Origin of the sequence: Amycolatopsis sp. cg5 (assembly GCF_041346955.1) — a bacterium.
Taxonomy (GTDB): Bacteria; Actinomycetota; Actinomycetes; order Mycobacteriales; family Pseudonocardiaceae; genus Amycolatopsis.
The window spans coordinates 7,286,764-7,305,454 of sequence record NZ_CP166849.1; the positions used below are offsets into that span (position 1 = coordinate 7,286,764).

Here is an 18,691-nt window from a genome sequence, read left to right on the forward strand (position 1 = left end):
CCCGCCAAAAGTCGTTAACCGCGCAAATCCGCGACGAGCCGGTCGGCGGCCGCGTACGGGTCGAGTGTGCGGTCGACGACCTGGGCGGCCAGCTCGGCCAGCCGGTCGCCGCGCACGTCGACCAGCTCGGCGCGCAGCACCTGCAACGCGATCGCCTCGACCTCCGCGCGGGCGCGCGCGGCGCGGCGGTCCGCGAGCTCGCCCCGCGAGGAAAGCCAGTCGTGGTGTTCTTCGAGCGCCTTGACGACATCGTCGACGCCCTCGCCGCGCGCGGCGACCGTCGGCAGGATCGGCTGGCGCCAGCTCGGGCCGCGGATCTCCCTGCGGGACAAGGAGATCATCTGCTTGAGGTCGTGGACGGTCGCGTCGGCGCCCTCGCGGTCGGCCTTGTTGACCACGAACAGGTCGGCGATCTCGAGCACCCCGGCCTTCGCCGCCTGGATCCCGTCGCCCATGCCGGGCGCGAGCAGCACCACGGTGGTGTCGGCGAGTTTCACGACGTCCACTTCGGACTGGCCGACGCCGACCGTCTCGATCAGCACCACGTCGAACCCCGCCGCGTCGAGCACGCGCACGGCCTGCGGCGTCGCCCACGCGAGCCCGCCGAGATGCCCGCGCGTCGCCATCGAGCGGATGAACACGCCGGGGTCGACGGCGTGCTCGGTCATCCGGATCCGGTCGCCGAGCAGCGCGCCGCCGGAGAACGGCGACGACGGGTCGATCGCCAGCACACCGACCCGTTTGCCCTGCTTGCGCAGCGCCGTGAGCAGCGCGGACGTCGATGTCGACTTGCCGACACCGGGTGGCCCGGTCAGCCCGACGAGCTGGGCACGCCCGGTGAACGGGGTCAGCGCGGCGGCGACCTCCCGCAGCCGCGGATGCGCGTCCTCGACCAGTGAGATCAGCCGCGCGACCGCGCGGGCCTGGCCGTCACGCGCACGTGCGACCAGGTCCGCGACATCAAGCGCCATCTAGGGGACGCGGATCAGGAGCGCGTCGCCCTGGCCGCCGCCACCGCACAGCGCGGCGGCGCCGAGCCCGCCACCGCGGCGGCGCAGCTCGTGCACCAGGTGCACGGCGAGCCGGGCGCCGGACGCGCCGATCGGGTGACCGAGCGCGATCGCGCCACCGTTGACGTTGACCTTCGCCGGGTCGAGGCCCAGCTTGTCCGACGAGACCAGGCCGACGGCCGCGAACGCCTCGTTGATCTCGACGAGGTCCAGCGCGTCGGCGGTCAGGCCCGCCTTCGACAGCGCCGCGAGTATCGCGTTCGACGGCTGCTCGTGCAGGCTCGCGTCCGGTCCGGCGACGACACCGTGCGCGCCGATCTCGGCGAGCGGGGTGATGCCGAGCTTCTCGGCCATCGCCGGGCTGGCGACCACGACGGCGGCGGCGCCGTCGGAGATCTGCGAAGCCGAGCCCGCGGTGATCGTGCCGTCGGAGGCGAACGCCGGGCGCAGCTTCCCGAGGCTCGCGGCGGTCGTGTCGGCGCGGACGCCCTCGTCGGTGTCGAAGATGACCGGGTCGCCCTTGCGCTGCGGGATCGTGACGGGCGCGATCTCGGCGGTGAACCGGCCTTCGGCGATCGCGGCGGCGGCACGCTGGTGCGAGCGCGCGGAGAATTCGTCCTGCCGCTCACGCGTGACGCCGTAGCGGGTGTTGTACTTCTCCGTCGACGAGCCCATCGCGACCTGGTCGAACGCGCAGAACAGGCCGTCGTAGGCCATGTGGTCGACGAGCGTGGTGTCGCCGTACTTGAACCCGGACCGCGACTTCGGCAGCAGGTGCGGCGACTGCGTCATCGACTCCTGGCCACCGGCCACGATCAGCTCGAACTCACCGGCGCGGATCAGCTGGTCCGCGAGCGCGATGGCGTCGAGCCCGGACAGGCAGACCTTGTTGATCGTCAGCGCGGGCACGCTCATCGGGATGCCGGCGGCGACGGCGGCCTGGCGCGCGGGGATCTGGCCGGCGCCCGCGGTGAGCACCTGGCCCATGATCGTGTACTGCACGGCGTCCGGCGAGACACCGGCCTGCGCCAGCGCGGCCTTGATGGCCACGCCGCCGAGCTGGGCTCCGCTGAAGTCCTTCAAAGATCCGAGCAGACGTCCGATCGGGGTGCGGGCGGCACCCAGGATCACGGAACCGGACACGACTTCCTCCAAGCATCGGCGCACGGCGGTCTCAACGGACCATACCCGGGGTTCACCCTTCTGAATTGACTTAGTGTGAGGCGTCGCACGCCGTCACGTCTTGCGCGCCCTCTTAGGGTTTGTCGCATGAACGACGCGCTGAAGCCTTACGTGACGGCCATCGACCATGTCGGCATCGCCGTGCCCGACCTGGACGCCGCGATCGAGTTCCATGTCACCCACTTCGGGCTTGAGGTCGGCCACGAAGAGGTCAACGAGGAGCAGGGCGTCCGCGAGGCCATGCTCTACGCGCCCGGTGGCGGCGGCACCGCCATCCAGCTGCTCGCCCCGCTGCGCGAGGACTCCGCGATCGGCAAGTTCATCGCGAAGAGCGGGCCGGGCCTGCAGCAGCTGGCCTACCGGGTGTCCGATGTGGACGCGGCTGCCGAAGCGCTGCGCGCCAAGGGCCTGCGCCTGCTCTACGAAGCGGCCAAGCGCGGCACGTCCGACAGCCGGGTCAACTTCGTGCACCCCAAGGACGCGGGCGGCGTGCTCGTCGAGCTGGTGGAACCCGCCGCCGAAGGTCACTGAGCCTTCGCGGCGAGCGCGTCGGCGATGAACGCCAGCTCCTGTTCCAGCTCACCGGGGACGTCGTCGTCGCTGTGCCGCGCGACGGAGTGCCGGTAGCTGACGGCGCGGGCGAGCAGCCCGGACGCGCTGTCGATGTCGGCGCGTTCGAGCCGGCAGCCCGCCGCGGCGACGATCACCGCGCGGACCTGGCGCACCAGCGCCTGGAAGCGGTCGTGCAGCGCGTCGCGGACCGCGAGATGCGTGTCCGCTTCGCGCCACAACAGGTGCGACAGCACCCGCGAACCACTCAGCCTGCGGTCGAGCTCGTCGACCAGTTTGCGCAGGCTGCCCGCGATGTCGCCGGGCACCACCACGTTCTCCGGCTCGACGCGCTCGTCGGGCAGCCGCTCGACGAGCGCGGTGAGCAGATCGGGCTTGCGGCGGAAGTAATAGTGGACGAGACCCTTGGGCACGCCGGCGCGCTCGGCGATGCGTGAGGTCGGGGTGGCGTCGAAACCGGACTCGGCGAAAAGCTCTTCCGCAGCGAGCAGGATGCGCTCTTTCGCCGAGTCGTCGTTCATCGGATCAGTCTTTCAGTTTTCAGTGCGAACCGGCCATCTTGTGCGCCGCGTTGGCGACCGGCACGGCGGCCGCGCCGACCACGATGGTCAGCACACCGACGATCCACGCGGTCCAGGCGGCACCGTTGAACGCGGTGTAGCCCATGACCCACGGTGACAGGAACAGCAGCGCGCCGAGCACGACCTGCGCGCCCTCGCCGTAGACCATTCCCGGCCTGGCCAGCGAGGCCAGCCCGTCGAGCGCGATGAGCGCGCCGAGCACGATCATCGTCCACATTGCGGTGTTGTCCGTGTCCATCCAGAGCGGGGACAGCACGGCGACCACCCCGAGTACCACCTCCGCCCAGTCATGCGGGCGCATCCACGGGCGGGTCGAAGTTTCGGTCATCGTTGTTCACCTCCGCCTTCGATGCTCCGCTTGATTGGCCGCCCGGTCAAATAACACTTCAGCACGACAGAGTGCTTCACGTCTCGTACTGTTGTGATCGTTGGTTACCGACCAGTAATTTTGTGCGCCAACGCCGCAACCCACTCCCCGTGGAGGTTCCGATGACGCAGCTCGGCGAGATCCAGCAGGCCATCCTGACCGGCGAACTCGACGCGGTCGGCTCACTGGCCATGCCGGAGAGCTACCGGGGTGTCACCGTGCACGCTGACGAGGCCGACATGTTCGAGGGCCTCGAATCGCGCGACAAGGACCCGCGCAAGTCGCTGCACGTCGACGACGTCCCGGTGCCCGAGCTCGGCCCCGGCGAGGCGCTCGTCGCGGTGATGGCCAGCGCCATCAACTACAACACCGTGTGGACGTCGATCTTCGAGCCGGTCTCGACCTTCAAGTTCCTCAAGCGCTACGGCAAGCTCTCGCCGCTTTCGAAGCGCCACGACCTGCCGTATCACGTGGTCGGCTCCGACCTGTCCGGCGTCGTGCTGCGCACCGGCGTCGGCGTGCACAACTGGAAGCCCGGCGACGAGGTCGTCGCGCACTGCCTCAACGTCGAGCTCGAGGGCCCCGACGGGCACAACGACACGATGCTCGACACCGAGCAGCGCATCTGGGGCTTCGAGACGAACTTCGGCGGGCTCGCCGAGGTCGCGCTCGTCAAGGCCAACCAGCTGATGCCGAAGCCGGATCACCTCACCTGGGAAGAGGCCGCCTCCCCCGGCCTGGTGAACTCGACCGCGTACCGCCAGCTGGTCTCGCGCAACGGCGCCGACATGAAGCAGGGCGACGTCGTGCTCATCTGGGGCGCGTCCGGCGGACTGGGCTCCTACGCCACGCAATACGCACTCAACGGCGGCGCGATCCCGGTTTGCGTCGTCTCCAGCCCGGAAAAGGCGGAGATCTGCCGGAAGCTCGGCGCGGAGCTGGTGATCGACCGCAGCGCCGAGGGCTACAAGTTCTGGAAGAACGAGAACGAGCAGGATCCCAAGGAATGGCAGCGCTTCGGCGCGAAGATCCGCGAACTGACCGGCGGCGAGGACCCGGACATCGTGTTCGAGCACCCCGGCCGTGAAACGTTCGGCGCGTCCGTTTACGCCGCGCGCAAGGGCGGCACGATCGTCACCTGCGCGTCGACATCCGGGTATATGCACCAGTTCGACAACCGGTACCTGTGGATGAACCTCAAGCGGATCATCGGCTCCCATTTCGCGAACTACCGGGAGTCCTGGGAGGCGAACAGGTTGATCGCCAAGGGTTTGATCCATCCCACACTGTCCAAGACGTACACCTTGGAAGAGACCGGCCAGGCCGCGCTCGACGTGCACCGGAATGCCCACCAGGGCAAGGTCGGCGTGCTCGCGCTGGCCCCGGAAGAAGGCCTCGGTGTGCGTGATCACGCATTGCGGGAAAAGCACCTGGACAAGATCAACGCATTCCGGGGCGCGTGAATTCTCGCCAGGGTGCTCACCCGGTCGTGACCGGGTTCCGGCTACGGTAGGGGAATGAGCCTTGGCGATGAACGGGAGCTTGTGCCGCTGGGCGCCGGTTTCGACCTGGCGAAGCGTGGCTACCACCGTGCACAGGTCGACGAGCACCTCGAACGGCTCGACGCCGACCTGAAGATGCTCGCGGCGGATCGCGACGCGGCCATCTCGCAGTCCGGTGATCTGGCGCGCCAGCTCGAAGTGGCGCGCGGCGAGATCAGGGACCTGCGCGGTCAGGTCGAGCGCCTCGCGCAACCGCCGACGAGCATCGAGGGGCTTTCCGAGCGCCTGCAACGGATGTTGCGCCTCGCGCAGGACGAGGCCGCCGACACGAAGGCGCGCGCGGAGGCCGAGGCAGGCCACATCAGGGCCAAGGCCGAGACCGACGCGAGCGCCATGCGTGCCCGGTACGAGCAGCTGCTGAACGAGCTCGACGCGCGCCGCAAGGAGATGGAGGCCGAGCACCGCGGCGTCATCGACAAGGCGCACGCCGAGATGGAGCGGCTCGACGCCGAGGCCGAGGCCAGGCGCAACCAGATCGAAGAGGACTTCGAGATCGCCATGGCCTCGCGCCGCACCGAGGCGATGCGCGTGCTGGCCGAGCAGGAAGCAGCCAGCAAGGCCGAGGCCGCCCGCCGGGTCCGCGAGGCCACCGACGACGCGGCCAGGATCCGCGCCGAGGTGCTCGACGAGGAGACCAAGGCGAAGGCCGAGATCGAGAAGCGGCGCCGCGAGTCGGTCGAGGACGCCAACAAGCGCAAGCAGGACTCGATCACCGAGTCCAACGCCAGGCTCGCCGAGGCGGCCGACGAGAGCCACCGCCGCGTCCGCGAGGCGACCGAGGAGTCCAACCGCCGCATCAACCAGGCCGCCGAGCGCGTCGAGGTGCTGCGCAAGGTCCGCGCGAGCCTCGCCGAGCAGGTCCGCGCGGCGCGCGTGTCGCTGGGCGAAGCCAGTACGGTGCTGGGCGAAGCCGGTCCGATCGCGGAGAAGGCGGCCGAGATCATGAGCCCCGACTCGCAGGCCACCGTGCGCATCGCCAAATCGTCCGTACCTGCGGCGAAGCCGGCACCCAAGCCAGCGGGAGCGGCGAAACCAACTGGCGAGTAACCTCCATCCCGACTAGAGGGATACGGCTCGTTCAGGAGGACTCCATGCCCGCCTATCAGACCGTGGTCGTCGGCACCGACGGCTCCGAAACCTCGTTCGCCGCGGTGGACCGCGCCGCGGGCGTCGCCGCCGACTCCGGCGCGACGCTCGTGATCGCGTGCGCGTACCACCCGGCCAGCCGCGGCGACGTGGAGAAGGCGCAGGACGTCCTCCGCGAGGAGGCGTACCAGGTGGTGGGCTCCGCGCCCGCCGAGGACACGCTGCTCTCCGCCCGTGACCGCGCGGGCAAGGCGGGCGCCACGAAGATCGAGACCATCGCCGTCGAGGGCGACCCGGTGGTTTCGCTGCGCCAGGTCGTCGCCGACCACAAGGCCGACCTGCTCGTGGTGGGCAACCGGGGGCTGAACAGCCTCGCGGGCCGCATCCTGGGCTCGGTGCCGTCCGAGGTGGCCCGCAAGTCCGGCGTCGACGTGCTCATCGTGCACACGACGTGAGCGAGCCCGATCCCGACGAACTCCAGCAGCGGCTGGAAAAGGTACTGCTCGGCGGCCGCCGCAGATACACCCGCCTCGAGGTGGCAGGCAAGAGCGGCGTGCCGGAGGAGCGGGCGCGGCGGCTCTGGCGCGCGCTGGGCTTCGCGACGGTCCCCGACGACGAGGTGGTCTTCACGGACGCCGACATCGACGTGCTCAAGACGGCCGACCAGCTGGTGAACTCCGGCCTGGTCGACCCCGGCATGGAGGTCGCGGTCACCCGCGCGCTCGGCCAGCACCTGTCCCGGCTCGCGGAGTGGCAGGTGCTCATGCTCCGGCAGCTGATCACCGAGAACCCCGAGCTGGCCAAGAGCGAGCGCCAGATCGCCCGTCTCGTCGAGCGGCTGCTGCCCGAGCTGGAGCGCGTCCAGAGCTTCGTCTGGCGGCGTCACCTGGCCGCCTACGCCGGCCGCGCGCTCGTCGCGACCGACGAGGAGGTCGAAGCGGGCGTCCAGGTGGTCGGCTTCGTCGACATGGTCGGCTACACGAGGCTGACCAGGCAGGTCGACGAGGCCGAGCTCAGCGCCGTGCTCGACGCGTTCGAGATGGTCACCACGGAGGTCATCGCCGAGCACCACGGCCGCGTCGTCAAGATGATCGGCGACGAGGTCCTCTTCGTCTGCGACTCCCCTGCCGACGCGGCCGAGATCGCGCTGACGCTGTCCGAGCGCACCGCCGAGGACGAGGAGCTCCCCGCGGTCCGCGCCGGCTTGGCGTCCGGCCGCGTCCTGTCCCGCTTCGGCGACGTCTACGGCTCGGTCGTCAACCTCGCGGCCCGCCTGACGTCAATAGCCCGACCCGGCACGATCCTCATCGACAAGGAACTGGCGGGTTCACTCGCCGACGAGCCCGCCTACGAGGTCCGTTCCCGCCGCCCGGTCTCGGTGCGCGGCTACAACCGCATGCGCCCATCCGCGCTGCGCCGGGCCCCGCAGCAGCCCACCGGCAAGTTCGCCGAGTCCCAGGAGATCGCCGCCGAGATGCTCGGCATCGACCCACCCCCGACACGCCGCGGCCGTCGTCGCTGAGCGCGACCAACCACCGCTCGACCAGGTGAATCCGCCTGCCAGGGGGCGCATTTCCGGGTCGCCTCGACAAAACTCGGCACCGTGAACGAAGCCGACACGGCTCAGCACGCCGCCGCGCTGAGCCCCGAAACCCAGGCGCGGATCGCGAAGCTGGTCGAGGACGCGCCCCCGCTGAGCGCCGACCTGCGCGAGCGCCTCACCCAGCTGCTAAAGTCACGCCGCCCGCAAACCGGCTGACGGCTCCCCGGCGTCGGGTGGCGACGTGACAAGGGCCACCCTTGGAACCTCTAGCCTCACAAAGGCGCCCCTTGTGCGCGCCTGGCGTAACAGGCTCCTTCTGGCAAGCGCAGGAGTGGCGATGTCGAGTTGCTGGAGCCAGGACGCCGCACCTGTCATGGTGACCGTCACAGCACCGCCGCCCGCACTCACACGCACTTCTATTGAGATGCCTGTCCCGACCGTCGTCGTTGGCTCCGTCCTGCACAAGTTCGGACAGCGCATCGGCGAAATGAACGGGGCCCTGCGTTACTGCCGGGAGAAATACGACCGGTCCAACAGCGTGGATCAGATGAGCTGGTTCTGCCAGCTACCCGATCTTCAGTTCGCCAGGCTGATCGACGAGATCGGTGAGTTCGCGGCGGCACTGCGCGGCGCCGAACTACACGGTGACCACAGTGAAGTCGGCTTGCGGCGGTCTGTGGCGCGAGATCGAAAGCCAATGGCGACTTCTCACCGCCGAGTTGATCAAGTTGGACACGGCGTAGGCGAGGTCTGCCGTCCGCCATGCTTGACCTTGCCCTTGGGGACGGCCCCAGAGTCGGTGGGGACCGGGCGCCCGCCCGGGACGAGGGAGACGATCGTGGACCTGCTCACCATCGGCGCGTTCGCCAGGCTGGCACGGCTTTCGCCGAAGGCGTTGCGGCTCTATGACGAACTGGGGCTGCTGCCACCCGTGCACGTCGATCCGGACACCGGGTACCGCTGGTACTCGCCGGATCAGCTGCCGAAGGCCCGCCAGGTCGCCCAGTTGCGCAGGCTCGACATGCCGCTGGCGCGGATCCGGAAGATCGTCGATCTTCCGGACGAGGCGGCGGCGCGTGAGCTGGCTGGCTACTGGGCGGAGCAGGAGCTGGACGTCAAGGCCAAGCGGGAACTGGTCGGCTTCCTCATCGGCCGACTCACCGGAGAACGAACGATCATGTACGAGGTACACGTCCGGGACATCCCGGCTCGCACCCTGCTCAGTGTCACCGAACAGCTCACCGCCGACCAGATCGGCGACTTCGCGGGGCCGCTCTTCGGGCTGTTCGGCGGCCCGACCGTCGCACGCCCGGAAGGCGTCGCGGGGGTTCCGTTCCTGCGCTATCACGGCGAAGTCAGCGCCGACAGCGACGCTCCGGTCGAATTCTGCTGCCCGGTCGTCGACGCGGAGGCGACGGCCGCCCGCTTCCCCGACATGACCGCCAGCATCGAGGACGCGACCCGTGAGGCTTACATCAGCGTGCGCAAGGCGGACATGATGACCTCGCTCGGGTTCGAGTCGCTGCAGCAGTGGGTCACCGACCGCGGCGAACAGGCCGACTGGACGCCACGGCAGATCTTCTTGGTCAACCCGGACGTCGTCGGCGACGACGACCCCGTCTTCGAGCTCGCCGTGCCGCTGCGCTGAGACCGGGATAAAGCGGGCTTTACTCCGCGAGATAAAGCCCGCTTTATCCCTGGGAGTAAAGCGGGCTTTATCCCGGGCTTCTAGGCGGGGAGGACGGCGTACTGGCGGACGTAGAGGTCGGTGTAGGTGACCGGGCCGCGGGGGCCGGGGACGTTGTCGAGGTTGATGCCGGTCTCGGGGACGGCGAGGAGCTTGAAGCCGTCTAGGAGGCGGGTGGGGGCGTTCCAGAAGACGCCGGTGCCGGTGTAGCCGTCGAAGAAGGCTTCGGCCGCGGCCGAGTCTTCGGTGGCGATGCCGGCGGCCAGGCCCGAGGTGCGGTCGTTGGCGATCGAGACGGCCTCGGTGAGCGAGGCGACCTGGGCGACCGTGACGGTGGCCTCGTTGTCCGAGTCGAGTGCCCATTCGTAGCCGATGGCGTGCTCGTGGGGGGCGAGCGACGGGGTGACGCCGCGCTCGGTCAGCGCCTCGGTGATCGAGGGCCAGAGCGCGTCGTGGGCGTCGGTGTGGATCAGGAGGAGGTTCAGGCGGTTGCAGACGCCGAGGCGGTCGAGGCTGGCCGACACCAGGTCGCGGACCTTGGCCGCGTCGGCGGCCGCGTCGACGTAGAGGACGCCGCCGCCGTCGGCGTGCGCGAGAGTGCCGACGCCGTGGAGCGCGGCCTCGGTGGCGAGCTTGCGGGTGCTTTCGCCGCTGCCGCGCAGGATCACGAGCGGGACGAGGCCGGGCAGGCTCACCAGCGCCGCGGCCGCTTCGCGCTCGACGCGGGGAACGAGCTGGATGACGTCGGCGTCGATGCCCGCTTCGGCCAGTGCGGGGGCGATGACGACGTCGAGCAGGCGCTGGGCGGAGCCGAGCGCGGCCGAGCCGGTGCGCAGCACGCCGCCGTTGCGGGACTTGACCAGCTGCGAGGCCACGTCGACGGTGACGTTCGGCCGGGCCTCGTAGTTCGCGCCGATCACGCCGACCGGGCGGCGGCGCTCGACCAGCCGGAGTCCGCCGTCCAATGTGGACAGCTCGATCGAGCGCTCCTGGTGCGGTGCGCCCGCGAGCAGCCGGAGCTGCTCGGCCATGCCGGTGAGGCGCTCGTCGGTGATCGTCAGCCGGTCGAGCAGACCGGCGCTCATGCCTTCCTCGGTCGCCTTGGCGACGTCGGCGCGGTTGGCTTCGAGCACCTCGTCCCGGTGCGCCAGCAGCCTTTCCGCCATGGCGGAGAGCGCGGCGTCGATGGCCTGGTCCGTCGCGGTGGCCAGCGACGGGGCCGCCTGCTTGGCCGCCCGCGCGCATTCCTCGACAGCCTTGGCCACGTCACTCACGGCGAACTCCTACCTGATAACCGGCGATATGTGCGGGTCATCAGTGTGCCGCACGCCGGTACGCCTAGTTCAGCGCGGGTTGCAGCAGGAACGCGCCGCCCATGATCAGGCAGCTGACCGAGATCATGGCGAGAATCAGCACCCACAGCGCCGCCGGGACCTCGGTGAGCCTGGCGAGCTGGTCGGCGTCGGAGTCACGGGCTTGGCCCTGCCGCCGTTTCAGCTGCAGCTCGACCACCGGCCGCACGCCACCGAACAGCAGGAACCACGTCATGAGGTACACGAACGCCGCCTGCACGCTCGACGGCGCCACCAGCGACGCGAGCGCCAGCACCCCGGCCGTCACCACGACGACCAGCACGCCATAGGCGTTGCGCACCATCACGAGCACGGCCAGCAGCAGCACCGCGGCCAGCACGAGCAGCGCCGTGACGCGGCTCGCCGCGAGCAGGCCCGCGAAGACCAGCCCAAGCACCGAGGGCGCCGGGTACCCGCCGAGCGCGGTCAGCACCATGCCAGGGCCTTCCGGCTTGCCGCGCGAGACGGTCACGCCCGAGGTGTCCGAGTGCAGCCTGATGCCCTGCAGCCGCCTGCCGACGAGCACCGCGAGCAGCGCGTGCCCGGCCTCGTGCACGATGGTGATGGCCGTGCGCGCCCAGCGCCACGGTGTCCCGGACAGCACGACGATCAACGCCACGCCGCCCGTGATCAAGGCCAGCCAGCTACCTGGGTCGGGCTGGGCGTCCAGCACGCCCGCTACCGCGGAAGGATCCGGTTCTCGCACCCGGACACCTCAGCACATCCCCGGTCGGCTACCCGTTAGGTGGGTGATCATCGCCGTGGGTGATCAGGATCGGCGACCTCCGATCTCGCCGGTGCGGCTCTCGCGTTCGGTGCGGAACAACAGCGCGACCCAGCTCCGATAGGGCCGCCAGGCGTCGGCGATGCGCTCCAACTTGGCCGCGGACACGGCCGCGCCCTGCCCGTACACCCGCGTCATCTCGTCCTGCAGCCGCCGTTCGTCACGTGGGAAGACATCCGGATGCCCGGCGCCCCTGATCAGGATCAGCTGCGACGAGAACGGGCCGATGCCGGGGAGTTTGAGCAACCTGGTCAGCGCCTCCGCGGAATCCTTGGCACGCAACGTCTCCGCGTCGAGCAGACCGTCCCGCGCGGCCCTGGCCATCGCGTGCAGCCGCTCGACCTTGGCGGGCGGCAGGCTCGGATGCCGGTCCATCTCGAGCAGTTCTTCCGGCGTGGGAAAAGAAAGCAGCGGAACCCCGCCGACATCGACCTCACGGCCGTAGCGCTCGGCGACCCGCCGCTTGATGCCCGCGGCCTGCACGATCCGGATGCCGTGCCCGATCACCGCCCAGCACGCCGCCTCGTACGGCGAGTGGAACAGCACCGGCCGCAGCCCCGGATTGCGTTCCTGCAGCCCGGCGACGACCTTGTCCGCCTCGCCGACGCGCGCGAACCCCGCACCGTCCACGTCCAGCGAAAGCATCCGCCGGACCTGCGTGACCGCGAGCGGCACCACCTCGGGCTCGGCGAACACCTCGACCTCGACCCGATTCGGCGCCCGCTGCCGCACCACCACGCCCGCGTGCGACCAGGTTCTCTCCACCGGGAACGCCATGCGGAGTGTCCCTGGCTCGGCGGCGGCGTCCGGCCTGGCCGCCGGCGCGAACCCTTCCAGGAACCGCGTGGACGCGTCCAGATCGAACGGGCCGGTGAACGAGACCTCCGCGACCTGCGAAGACACCGTGCTGATCATGACCATCTCCTCCTGAGGTTGACGACCCCTACGACGGTAGGCCGGGGGTACGACAGTTTCTGGGGATGTCAGCACCGGCCAGATGCGGCATACTGCCGGTATCTGAAAGCAGAGGAGCGGCCGTGCCGACGACCCACTCGAACGCCCAAGCCCGCACGCTCGCACTGCTCAAGGCGGGTGACGAGGCCAGGCCGACGCACGGCTTCCTTGACCTGCTCGGCGACGAGGAGCAGGCCGGTCCGCCGACCGGGCTCGCCCAGCGGCTGATGCGCACGTCGATCGTGCCGAGCATCTACGAGCAGTATTGGCGCCCCACGCTCGGCCGAGTCGCGAAAGGACTGCGCGGCCCGACGATGGCGGGCGAGGTCGCCATCGCGACCAACCTGCTCGGCCTGCGCCCCGGCCTCACCGCGCTCGACGTCGCCTGCGGCACCGGCCGGTTCACACGCGCGTTCGGCAAGGCGGTCGGCGCCGACGGGCTGGTGATCGGGCTCGACGGCTCCCGCACGATGCTCGACCGCGCGCTCGACAACACCGGACCGGCCGAGCCGATCGCCTATCTGCGCGCGGACGCGGTCGAGCTGCCGCTGCGACCGGCCACAGTGGACGCGGTGTGCTGTTTCGCCGCGCTGCACATGTTCGCCGATCCGGACGCCGCGCTCGCGTCGTTCGCGCGGGTGCTGAAGCCCGGCGGCCGCGTCGCGCTGCTGACCAGCGCGCGCCGCACCTGGCAGCCCGCCCGGCTGGCCGACACCGCGCTGGGCGCGGCGAGCGGGCAGAAGATGTTCGACCGCGGGGAAATCGCGGGCAAGCTACGGGATCTCGGCTTCAGGAGCGTGAGCGAGCGCTTCGCGGGCGTCACGCAGATCGTCGCCGGGACGCGCTGATCTCTCAGCTGGTTCTTATCAGGAAAAGCCAAGGATAATCCACAGGTTGTTCACACCCTGTGGCTCGATCCTGGGCACATGACCGAATTCCAGCCCCACCCCACGTACCAGCCGTACTACGGCAACCCGCTCTTCGCGCAGGCGCCGCCGCCCCCGCCGAAGAAGAAGAGCAACAGGCTCGCGCTGCTGGTCGGCGCGACGGCGCTCGGCGCCGCGCTGCTCGGCGGCACCGGCGGCGCGCTCATCGTCGGGCTCGACAGCCCGGCGACGCCGTCCACCAGCTCGTCCACCGGGACCACCGGGCAGCAGATCTCCAACTCCACCAGCGACGTCAGCAAGATCGCCGCGAAGGTGACGCCGAGCGTCGTCCAGGTCAACGTCAAGACCGCGCAGGGCGGCCAGGGCATCGGCTCGGGGGTGATCCTCAGCCCGGACGGCAAGATCCTGACCAACGCGCACGTGGTCAACGGCGCGACCAGCGTCCAGATCGTCACCTCCGACGGCAAGAAGTACCAGGCCGACGTGGTCGGCTCGGACACCAAGGCCGACATCGCGGTGGTGCAGGCACGCGGCGCGAGCGGGCTCACCGCCGCCTCGATCGGCGACTCCGGCAAGCTCGCGGTCGGCCAGCAGGTCGTCGCGATCGGCTCGCCCGGCGGCCTCCAGAACACCGTGACCTCCGGCATCATCAGCGCGCTGAACCGCCAGCTCTCGGACATCGGGAAGAAGCAGCAGCAGTCGCCGTACGACCAGACCGCCAACGGTGACTCGGACAGCCCGAGCTACACCGCGATCCAGACCGACGCCTCGATCAACCAGGGCAACTCGGGCGGCGCGCTCGTCGACGCCGGCGGCAACGTCATCGGCATCAACTCCGCGCTCTACAACCCGAGCGGCTCGGCCGGCAGCATCGGCATCGGCTTCTCGATCCCGATCAACGACGCGATGAAGATCGTCGACCAGATCACGGCAGCGAATAAGTGAGCCGGAAGGTGTGAGCGCCCGCTGAATCCTGCTCGATGGCCGCGGTACCGGTGATTCCGGTCAGATCACCGGTACCCGACCCGGGCAGGATCGTCAGCGTGTAGCCCGCTTCACCGGCGCTGTGATGCAGCACGAACGAACCCTTGCGGCCCTCGACCGCGACTGAAAAACGCTCGAAGGCGACGTAAGCCCGCCCCGTCTCGGTGACGGCGGTGAGCATCTCCACGGTGCTCGTGCCCTCGACCTCACCAGTGAACGTCTTCGCGATCGCCACCCGCGCGAACTCGGTGTTGTCGGCCTTCTCTTCGGACTGCGGCTCCCACTTGTCGAGGTCGAAAGCGGCGGTGGCGGTCTGCATGGCTGGTCCCCTTCAGGTCGGTATGGCGGACAGCCTGCCCGCCATACCTGCCATCTCCTGTCAGGTTTACCGGCGCCGGTTCCCGAACAGGCCGCGCGTGATCTCCCGGCCGAGCGCACTCGCCGCCGACCGCAGGAACGACTTCACCGCCGGGTTCGACATGGCCTTCTCGACCATCCCCGGCTCTTCCTTCTGCGGCGCCGGCGCTTGCGGCGCGGGTTCCGGGACAGCTTCGGGCGCGGGCGCGTCCGGAGCGATCTTCGCCGCCAGCTTCTCGTACGCCGACTCGCGGTCGATCGTCTCCGAGTACTTCCCGTGCAGGTCAGAGGCGGTCGTCGCGGCGGAGATCGCCTCGTCGCCGATCGACCCCATCTTCGACCGCGGCGCCCGCAGCCGCGTCCACGCGACCGGTGTCGGCGCGCCGCGCTCGGACAGCACCGTGACGATCGCCTCACCGATGCCGAGCGAGGTCAGCGCCTTGTCCAGCTCGTAGTACTCGGTCGTCGGATACGTCTTGACGGTCCTGGTCAGCGCCTTCTGGTCCTCCGGTGTGAACGCGCGCAGCGCGTGCTGGATCCGCGCGCCGAGCTGCGAGAGAACGTTGTTCGGGATGTCCGTGGGCAGCTGGGTGCAGAAGAAGACGCCGACGCCTTTCGACCGGATGAGCTTCACCGTCTGCTCGATGCGCTCCAGGAACGCCTTCGACGCGTCGTTGAACAGCAGGTGCGCCTCGTCGAAGAAGAACACGAGCTTCGGCTTGTCGAGGTCGCCCTCCTCCGGCAGCTCCTCGAAGAGCTCGGCCAGAAGCCACATCAGGAACGTCGAGAACAACGCGGGCTTGGCCTGCAGGTTGTCCAGCTCCAGCAGGGTGACCACGCCCTTGCCGTCGACCTGGCGCATGAGGTCGTGGACGTCCAACTCGGGCTCGCCGAAGAAGTCCTCGCCGCCCTGTGCCTCCAAATTGGACAGCGAGCGCAGGATCACACCGGCGGTCGCGGCGGACACCCCGCCGATGCCCTTGAGGTCTTCCTTGCCCTCGTCGCTGGTCAGGTGCGTGATGACCGAGCGAAGGTCCTTGGTGTCCAGCAGCGCGAGTCCGCGCTGGTCGGCCCAGTGGAAGATCAGCCCGAGCGTCGACTCCTGCGTCTCGTTGAGACCGAGCACTTTGGACAGCAGCACCGGGCCGAAGCTGGTGATGGTCGCGCGGATGGGCGAGCCCTTGCCGCCGGTGCCGATCGAGAGGAACTGCACGGGGAACGCGGCGGGCTGCCAGTCGTCGCCCAGCTCACCCGCGCGCTTGGTCAGCTTGTCGTTGGCCTCGCCCTGCGCCGCGAGGCCGGACAAATCACCCTTCACGTCGGCCAGCACCACCGGCACGCCCGCGGCCGACAGCTGCTCGGAGACCAGTTGCAACGTCTTCGTCTTGCCCGTCCCGGTCGCGCCCGCGACCAGCCCGTGCCTGTTCAGGGTGGCCATCGGCAACCGGACCGCGGCGCCGGCCTCGGCCTGCCCGTCGATCACCACGGCGCCCAGCTCGACGGCGGGCCCCTCACTCACATAACCGCTCGCGATCACACCGGCCGGACTGGTCACAGGTCACTCCTTGGGAACGACTTCGCTGCCGAGCTGAGCGTAACGCGCCGAACACGCACGTCGCGCGGCTTGGAACCCCCCTGTCGGGTTAGGGTTCCGGGGTGACTGACCGCCTAGTCTGGATCGACTGCGAGATGACGGGGCTCGACCTCGCCAAGGACGCGCTGATCGAAATAGCCGCACTGGTGACCGACGCCGAGCTGAACGTGCTCGGGGAAGGCGTCGACATCGTGATCCACGCCGACGACGAGGCGCTAGCCGGGATGCCCGACATCGTGCGCGACATGCACGCCAAGTCCGGGCTCACCGAAGAGGTCCGCGCGTCGGCCGTGACGCTGGCCGAGGCCGAGCGCCGCGTGCTCGAGTACATCAAAGAGCACGTGCCCGACCCCAACAGCGCGCCGCTCGCCGGCAACTCGATCGCCACCGACCGCGGCTTCATCACCCGCGACATGCCCGAACTCGACGCGCACCTGCACTACCGGATGGTCGACGTCTCGTCGATCAAGGAACTCGTGCGCCGCTGGTACCCCCGCATCTACTACGCCAAGCCCGAGAAGGGCCTGGCGCACCGCGCGCTCGCGGACATCAAGGAGTCCATCGGCGAGCTCGACTACTACCGCGAGATCGCCTTCGTCCCGCAGCCCGGCCCGACCAGCGAACAAGCCAAGGTCGCGGCCGCTGAAGTGCTCAAACGGCATCGCGGGTAACCCAGTCGCGAGGGCGTTTGGAGGTCCGATACGATATGCGGGACGCGGTGATCGCAGTACGGATCGCCACGGCATGGTGGATATAGCTCAGCTGGTAGAGCACCTGGTTGTGGTCCCGGAGGTCGCGGGTTCGAGCCCCGTTATCCACCCGCACACAAAGCCCCGCCTCGGTTTCCGAGGCGGGGCTTTTGCGTTGGTGTCGTGAGTGTTCCGAACAGTTCTAACCGTCCGGAACACTCACGACCACATCAGGCTTTCCAGTTGTCCCAAGAAAGCTGCCAGACACTCCAGCCGTCGGTCGACTCCAGAGTCGGACCGCCGCTGCCCGCGACCGTGACGATGTCACCGCGCTTCGTAAGGTCCATCAGCCACTTCGCGTTGGCGGGCGAGAGGTTCAGGCAGCCGTGGCTCACGTTCCGCTTGCCCTGCTGCCCCACCGACCACGGCGCCGAGTGATAGAAAATGCCGCTGTTCGACAGCCGCACCGCGGTCTGCACGAACGTCCGGTAGCCGCCAGGGCTGTCCTCGGGCACGCCATAGGTGCCGGAGTCCATGGTGTAGCCGTTGTGCTCACTCATCACCGTGTAGGTGCCGACCGGCGTGTTGTGGCCAGGCTTGCCCATCGAGATCGGCACGGTCTTCACCTCGGCGTCGTTGACCGACACCTTCATCTGGAAGGTCGAGCCGTCCGCCTCGGCGATCAGCTTGTCACCGATGGTGATGTGCGAGGTGCGGTCTTCCTTGCCATAGGTGCCATTCCCGAGATGCCTGCCATAGACGGCCGCGTCGACCGTGACCTTGGTGCCGGTCTTCCAGTACCCCTTGGGACGCCAGATCACCGTCTGGTCCCCGAACCACTTGAACGCGCCCTCGGTCGCCGGCTCGGATGTGACCTTCAGCGCCTTCTCCGCGAGCGCCTTGTCCGGCACCTTCCCGCCGAACGTGAAGATCAGCGGCATCCCGACGCCAACAGTCTCCCCGTCGGTCGCGTTGATCGAGACGGTCATCTGCCGCGCGGCCTTCGCCGTGGTGAACGTCGACTTCGCCGTCTGCGGCTTCCCGTCGGTCCCGGTCGCGGTCGCGTCCACCGTGTAGCTCTTGCCGTAACCCAGCGGCTCAGCCGATTCCCAGCCGCTACCGTCCTCTTTGGCCTTCCCCTGCACCTGCTTGCCGTCGGCGCCGGTCAGCTTGACCTCGCCGACCTTCCCGTCCTTCACCGCGACGGAAACCGGAAGTCCCGGCTCGACATCGGCGGCCCCCTCGGCGGGCACCAGCGCGAGCGAGGCCGGTTTCACCTCAACGGATGAAGTACCACCCCCGGGCGACGGCGCCTTGGGCGTTTCCGCCCCCGGCGCGCTCGTACACCCCGCCACCAGCCCCACGGCCAGCAGCAGCCCCGCCACACCCCAGACCCTCATGGAAACCGTCCGTTCGTACTCAACACCGACGCCCTTGTTGCCGCCCAGTGTGCCTGACCGGCCCAAACACGCGTGCGGGGAGTGCCCATCCCGTTATGAGGG

Annotated in this window: 20 protein-coding genes and 1 tRNA gene; 11 read left to right on the top strand and 10 right to left on the bottom strand. The window is 69.3% G+C overall.

The window, feature by feature from the left end; translation table 11 throughout:
• Positions 1-14: 14 nt before the first annotated feature.
• Complete coding sequence (gene meaB / locus AB5J62_RS32705; RefSeq protein WP_370943855.1) at positions 15-971, bottom strand: methylmalonyl Co-A mutase-associated GTPase MeaB; 957 nt, start codon at positions 969-971, stop codon at positions 15-17.
• The gene (locus AB5J62_RS32710) at positions 972-2,153 is read right to left on the bottom strand and encodes an acetyl-CoA C-acetyltransferase (protein WP_370943856.1); all 1,182 of its coding nucleotides are present in this window, start codon (positions 2,151-2,153) and stop codon (positions 972-974) included.
• A 126-nt stretch (positions 2,154-2,279) separates the two neighbouring features.
• Between AB5J62_RS32710 and mce the strand changes: the two genes are divergently transcribed.
• Complete coding sequence (gene mce / locus AB5J62_RS32715) at positions 2,280-2,723, top strand: methylmalonyl-CoA epimerase (RefSeq protein WP_370943857.1); 444 nt, start codon at positions 2,280-2,282, stop codon at positions 2,721-2,723.
• Here mce and AB5J62_RS32720 read toward each other — a convergent pair.
• Positions 2,717-3,283 (bottom strand): TetR/AcrR family transcriptional regulator, encoded by a 567-nt coding sequence (locus AB5J62_RS32720; protein WP_370943858.1) that lies wholly within the window; start codon positions 3,281-3,283, stop codon positions 2,717-2,719. The two genes, mce and AB5J62_RS32720, sit on opposite strands and share 7 nt — an antisense overlap.
• Before the next feature lie 19 nt (positions 3,284-3,302).
• Positions 3,303-3,671, bottom strand: a complete 369-nt coding sequence (locus tag AB5J62_RS32725) for an SPW repeat protein (protein WP_370943859.1) — start codon at positions 3,669-3,671, stop codon at positions 3,303-3,305.
• 161 nt (positions 3,672-3,832) lie between these two features.
• Here AB5J62_RS32725 and ccrA point away from each other — a divergent pair, with 161 nt between their 5' ends.
• The 6 genes from ccrA to AB5J62_RS32755 all read left to right on the top strand — a co-directional run bounded on the left by ccrA (position 3,833) and on the right by AB5J62_RS32755 (position 9,549).
• Positions 3,833-5,173 carry a crotonyl-CoA carboxylase/reductase gene (gene ccrA / locus AB5J62_RS32730; protein WP_370943860.1) on the top strand — a complete coding sequence of 447 codons (1,341 nt, stop codon included), beginning with the start codon at positions 3,833-3,835 and terminating at the stop codon, positions 5,171-5,173.
• 54 nt (positions 5,174-5,227) lie between these two features.
• On the top strand, positions 5,228-6,319 hold the full coding sequence (locus tag AB5J62_RS32735) for a chromosome segregation protein (protein WP_370943861.1): 1,092 nt from the start codon (positions 5,228-5,230) through the stop codon (positions 6,317-6,319).
• 44 nt (positions 6,320-6,363) lie between these two features.
• Positions 6,364-6,813, top strand: coding sequence for a universal stress protein (locus AB5J62_RS32740; protein WP_370943862.1), 450 nt, complete (start codon positions 6,364-6,366; stop codon positions 6,811-6,813).
• A complete protein-coding gene (locus AB5J62_RS32745; protein ID WP_370943863.1) occupies positions 6,810-7,880 on the top strand; it encodes an adenylate/guanylate cyclase domain-containing protein in 1,071 nt (356 codons plus the stop codon). The genes AB5J62_RS32740 and AB5J62_RS32745 overlap by 4 nt, the downstream gene beginning before the upstream one ends.
• Positions 7,881-7,961: 81 nt before the next feature.
• Positions 7,962-8,117, top strand: a complete 156-nt coding sequence (locus tag AB5J62_RS32750) for a hypothetical protein (RefSeq protein ID WP_370943864.1) — start codon at positions 7,962-7,964, stop codon at positions 8,115-8,117.
• A 622-nt stretch (positions 8,118-8,739) separates the two neighbouring features.
• The gene (locus AB5J62_RS32755; protein WP_370943865.1) at positions 8,740-9,549 is read left to right on the top strand and encodes a MerR family transcriptional regulator; all 810 of its coding nucleotides are present in this window, start codon (positions 8,740-8,742) and stop codon (positions 9,547-9,549) included.
• Positions 9,550-9,629: 80 nt separating this feature from the next.
• Here the strand turns inward: AB5J62_RS32755 and AB5J62_RS32760 are convergent, their stop codons facing one another.
• The 3 genes from AB5J62_RS32760 to AB5J62_RS32770 all read right to left on the bottom strand — a co-directional run bounded on the left by AB5J62_RS32760 (position 9,630) and on the right by AB5J62_RS32770 (position 12,639).
• A complete protein-coding gene (locus AB5J62_RS32760) occupies positions 9,630-10,862 on the bottom strand; it encodes an aldehyde dehydrogenase family protein (protein WP_370943866.1) in 1,233 nt (410 codons plus the stop codon).
• A gap of 64 nt (positions 10,863-10,926) precedes the next feature.
• On the bottom strand, positions 10,927-11,646 hold the full coding sequence (locus AB5J62_RS32765) for a M50 family metallopeptidase (RefSeq protein ID WP_370943867.1): 720 nt from the start codon (positions 11,644-11,646) through the stop codon (positions 10,927-10,929).
• A 63-nt stretch (positions 11,647-11,709) separates the two neighbouring features.
• Positions 11,710-12,639: a DNA-3-methyladenine glycosylase gene (locus AB5J62_RS32770; RefSeq protein ID WP_370943868.1), complete on the bottom strand. Its 930-nt coding sequence runs from the start codon at positions 12,637-12,639 to the stop codon at positions 11,710-11,712.
• A 122-nt stretch (positions 12,640-12,761) separates the two neighbouring features.
• Here AB5J62_RS32770 and AB5J62_RS32775 point away from each other — a divergent pair, with 122 nt between their 5' ends.
• Together AB5J62_RS32775 and AB5J62_RS32780 are read left to right on the top strand one after the other, a co-directional pair.
• On the top strand, positions 12,762-13,526 hold the full coding sequence (locus tag AB5J62_RS32775; protein WP_370943869.1) for a class I SAM-dependent methyltransferase: 765 nt from the start codon (positions 12,762-12,764) through the stop codon (positions 13,524-13,526).
• 78 nt (positions 13,527-13,604) lie between these two features.
• Complete coding sequence (locus AB5J62_RS32780; RefSeq protein ID WP_370943870.1) at positions 13,605-14,510, top strand: S1C family serine protease; 906 nt, start codon at positions 13,605-13,607, stop codon at positions 14,508-14,510.
• Here AB5J62_RS32780 and AB5J62_RS32785 read toward each other — a convergent pair.
• Together AB5J62_RS32785 and AB5J62_RS32790 are read right to left on the bottom strand one after the other, a co-directional pair.
• Positions 14,491-14,868, bottom strand: a complete 378-nt coding sequence (locus tag AB5J62_RS32785; protein WP_370943871.1) for a DUF3224 domain-containing protein — start codon at positions 14,866-14,868, stop codon at positions 14,491-14,493. The genes AB5J62_RS32780 and AB5J62_RS32785 overlap by 20 nt on opposite strands.
• Before the next feature lie 66 nt (positions 14,869-14,934).
• Positions 14,935-16,461 carry a helicase HerA-like domain-containing protein gene (locus tag AB5J62_RS32790; protein WP_370943872.1) on the bottom strand — a complete coding sequence of 509 codons (1,527 nt, stop codon included), beginning with the start codon at positions 16,459-16,461 and terminating at the stop codon, positions 14,935-14,937.
• 101 nt (positions 16,462-16,562) lie between these two features.
• Between AB5J62_RS32790 and orn the strand changes: the two genes are divergently transcribed.
• Together orn and AB5J62_RS32800 are read left to right on the top strand one after the other, a co-directional pair.
• Positions 16,563-17,171, top strand: coding sequence for an oligoribonuclease (gene orn, locus AB5J62_RS32795; protein WP_091289330.1), 609 nt, complete (start codon positions 16,563-16,565; stop codon positions 17,169-17,171).
• A 76-nt stretch (positions 17,172-17,247) separates the two neighbouring features.
• Positions 17,248-17,320: transfer RNA gene (locus AB5J62_RS32800), tRNA-His, on the top strand.
• A 99-nt stretch (positions 17,321-17,419) separates the two neighbouring features.
• Here AB5J62_RS32800 and AB5J62_RS32805 read toward each other — a convergent pair.
• Positions 17,420-18,589: an Ig-like domain-containing protein gene (locus tag AB5J62_RS32805; protein ID WP_370943873.1), complete on the bottom strand. Its 1,170-nt coding sequence runs from the start codon at positions 18,587-18,589 to the stop codon at positions 17,420-17,422.
• Positions 18,590-18,691 lie beyond the last annotated feature (102 nt).

Bases quoted from the DNA above. Each gene is read 5' to 3' on its own strand.
- meaB (WP_370943855.1), bottom strand. From the start codon at position 971: ATGGCGCTTGATGTCGCGGACCTGGTCGCACGTGCGCGTGACGGCCAG.
- mce (WP_370943857.1), top strand. From the start codon at position 2,280: ATGAACGACGCGCTGAAGCCTTACGTGACGGCCATCGACCATGTCGGC.
- AB5J62_RS32720 (WP_370943858.1), bottom strand. From the start codon at position 3,283: ATGAACGACGACTCGGCGAAAGAGCGCATCCTGCTCGCTGCGGAAGAG.
- AB5J62_RS32725 (WP_370943859.1), bottom strand. From the start codon at position 3,671: ATGACCGAAACTTCGACCCGCCCGTGGATGCGCCCGCATGACTGGGCG.
- ccrA (WP_370943860.1), top strand. From the start codon at position 3,833: ATGACGCAGCTCGGCGAGATCCAGCAGGCCATCCTGACCGGCGAACTC.
- AB5J62_RS32735 (WP_370943861.1), top strand. From the start codon at position 5,228: ATGAGCCTTGGCGATGAACGGGAGCTTGTGCCGCTGGGCGCCGGTTTC.
- AB5J62_RS32740 (WP_370943862.1), top strand. From the start codon at position 6,364: ATGCCCGCCTATCAGACCGTGGTCGTCGGCACCGACGGCTCCGAAACC.
- AB5J62_RS32770 (WP_370943868.1), bottom strand. From the start codon at position 12,639: ATGATCAGCACGGTGTCTTCGCAGGTCGCGGAGGTCTCGTTCACCGGC.
- AB5J62_RS32780 (WP_370943870.1), top strand. From the start codon at position 13,605: ATGACCGAATTCCAGCCCCACCCCACGTACCAGCCGTACTACGGCAAC.
- AB5J62_RS32785 (WP_370943871.1), bottom strand. From the start codon at position 14,868: ATGCAGACCGCCACCGCCGCTTTCGACCTCGACAAGTGGGAGCCGCAG.
- AB5J62_RS32805 (WP_370943873.1), bottom strand. From the start codon at position 18,589: ATGAGGGTCTGGGGTGTGGCGGGGCTGCTGCTGGCCGTGGGGCTGGTG.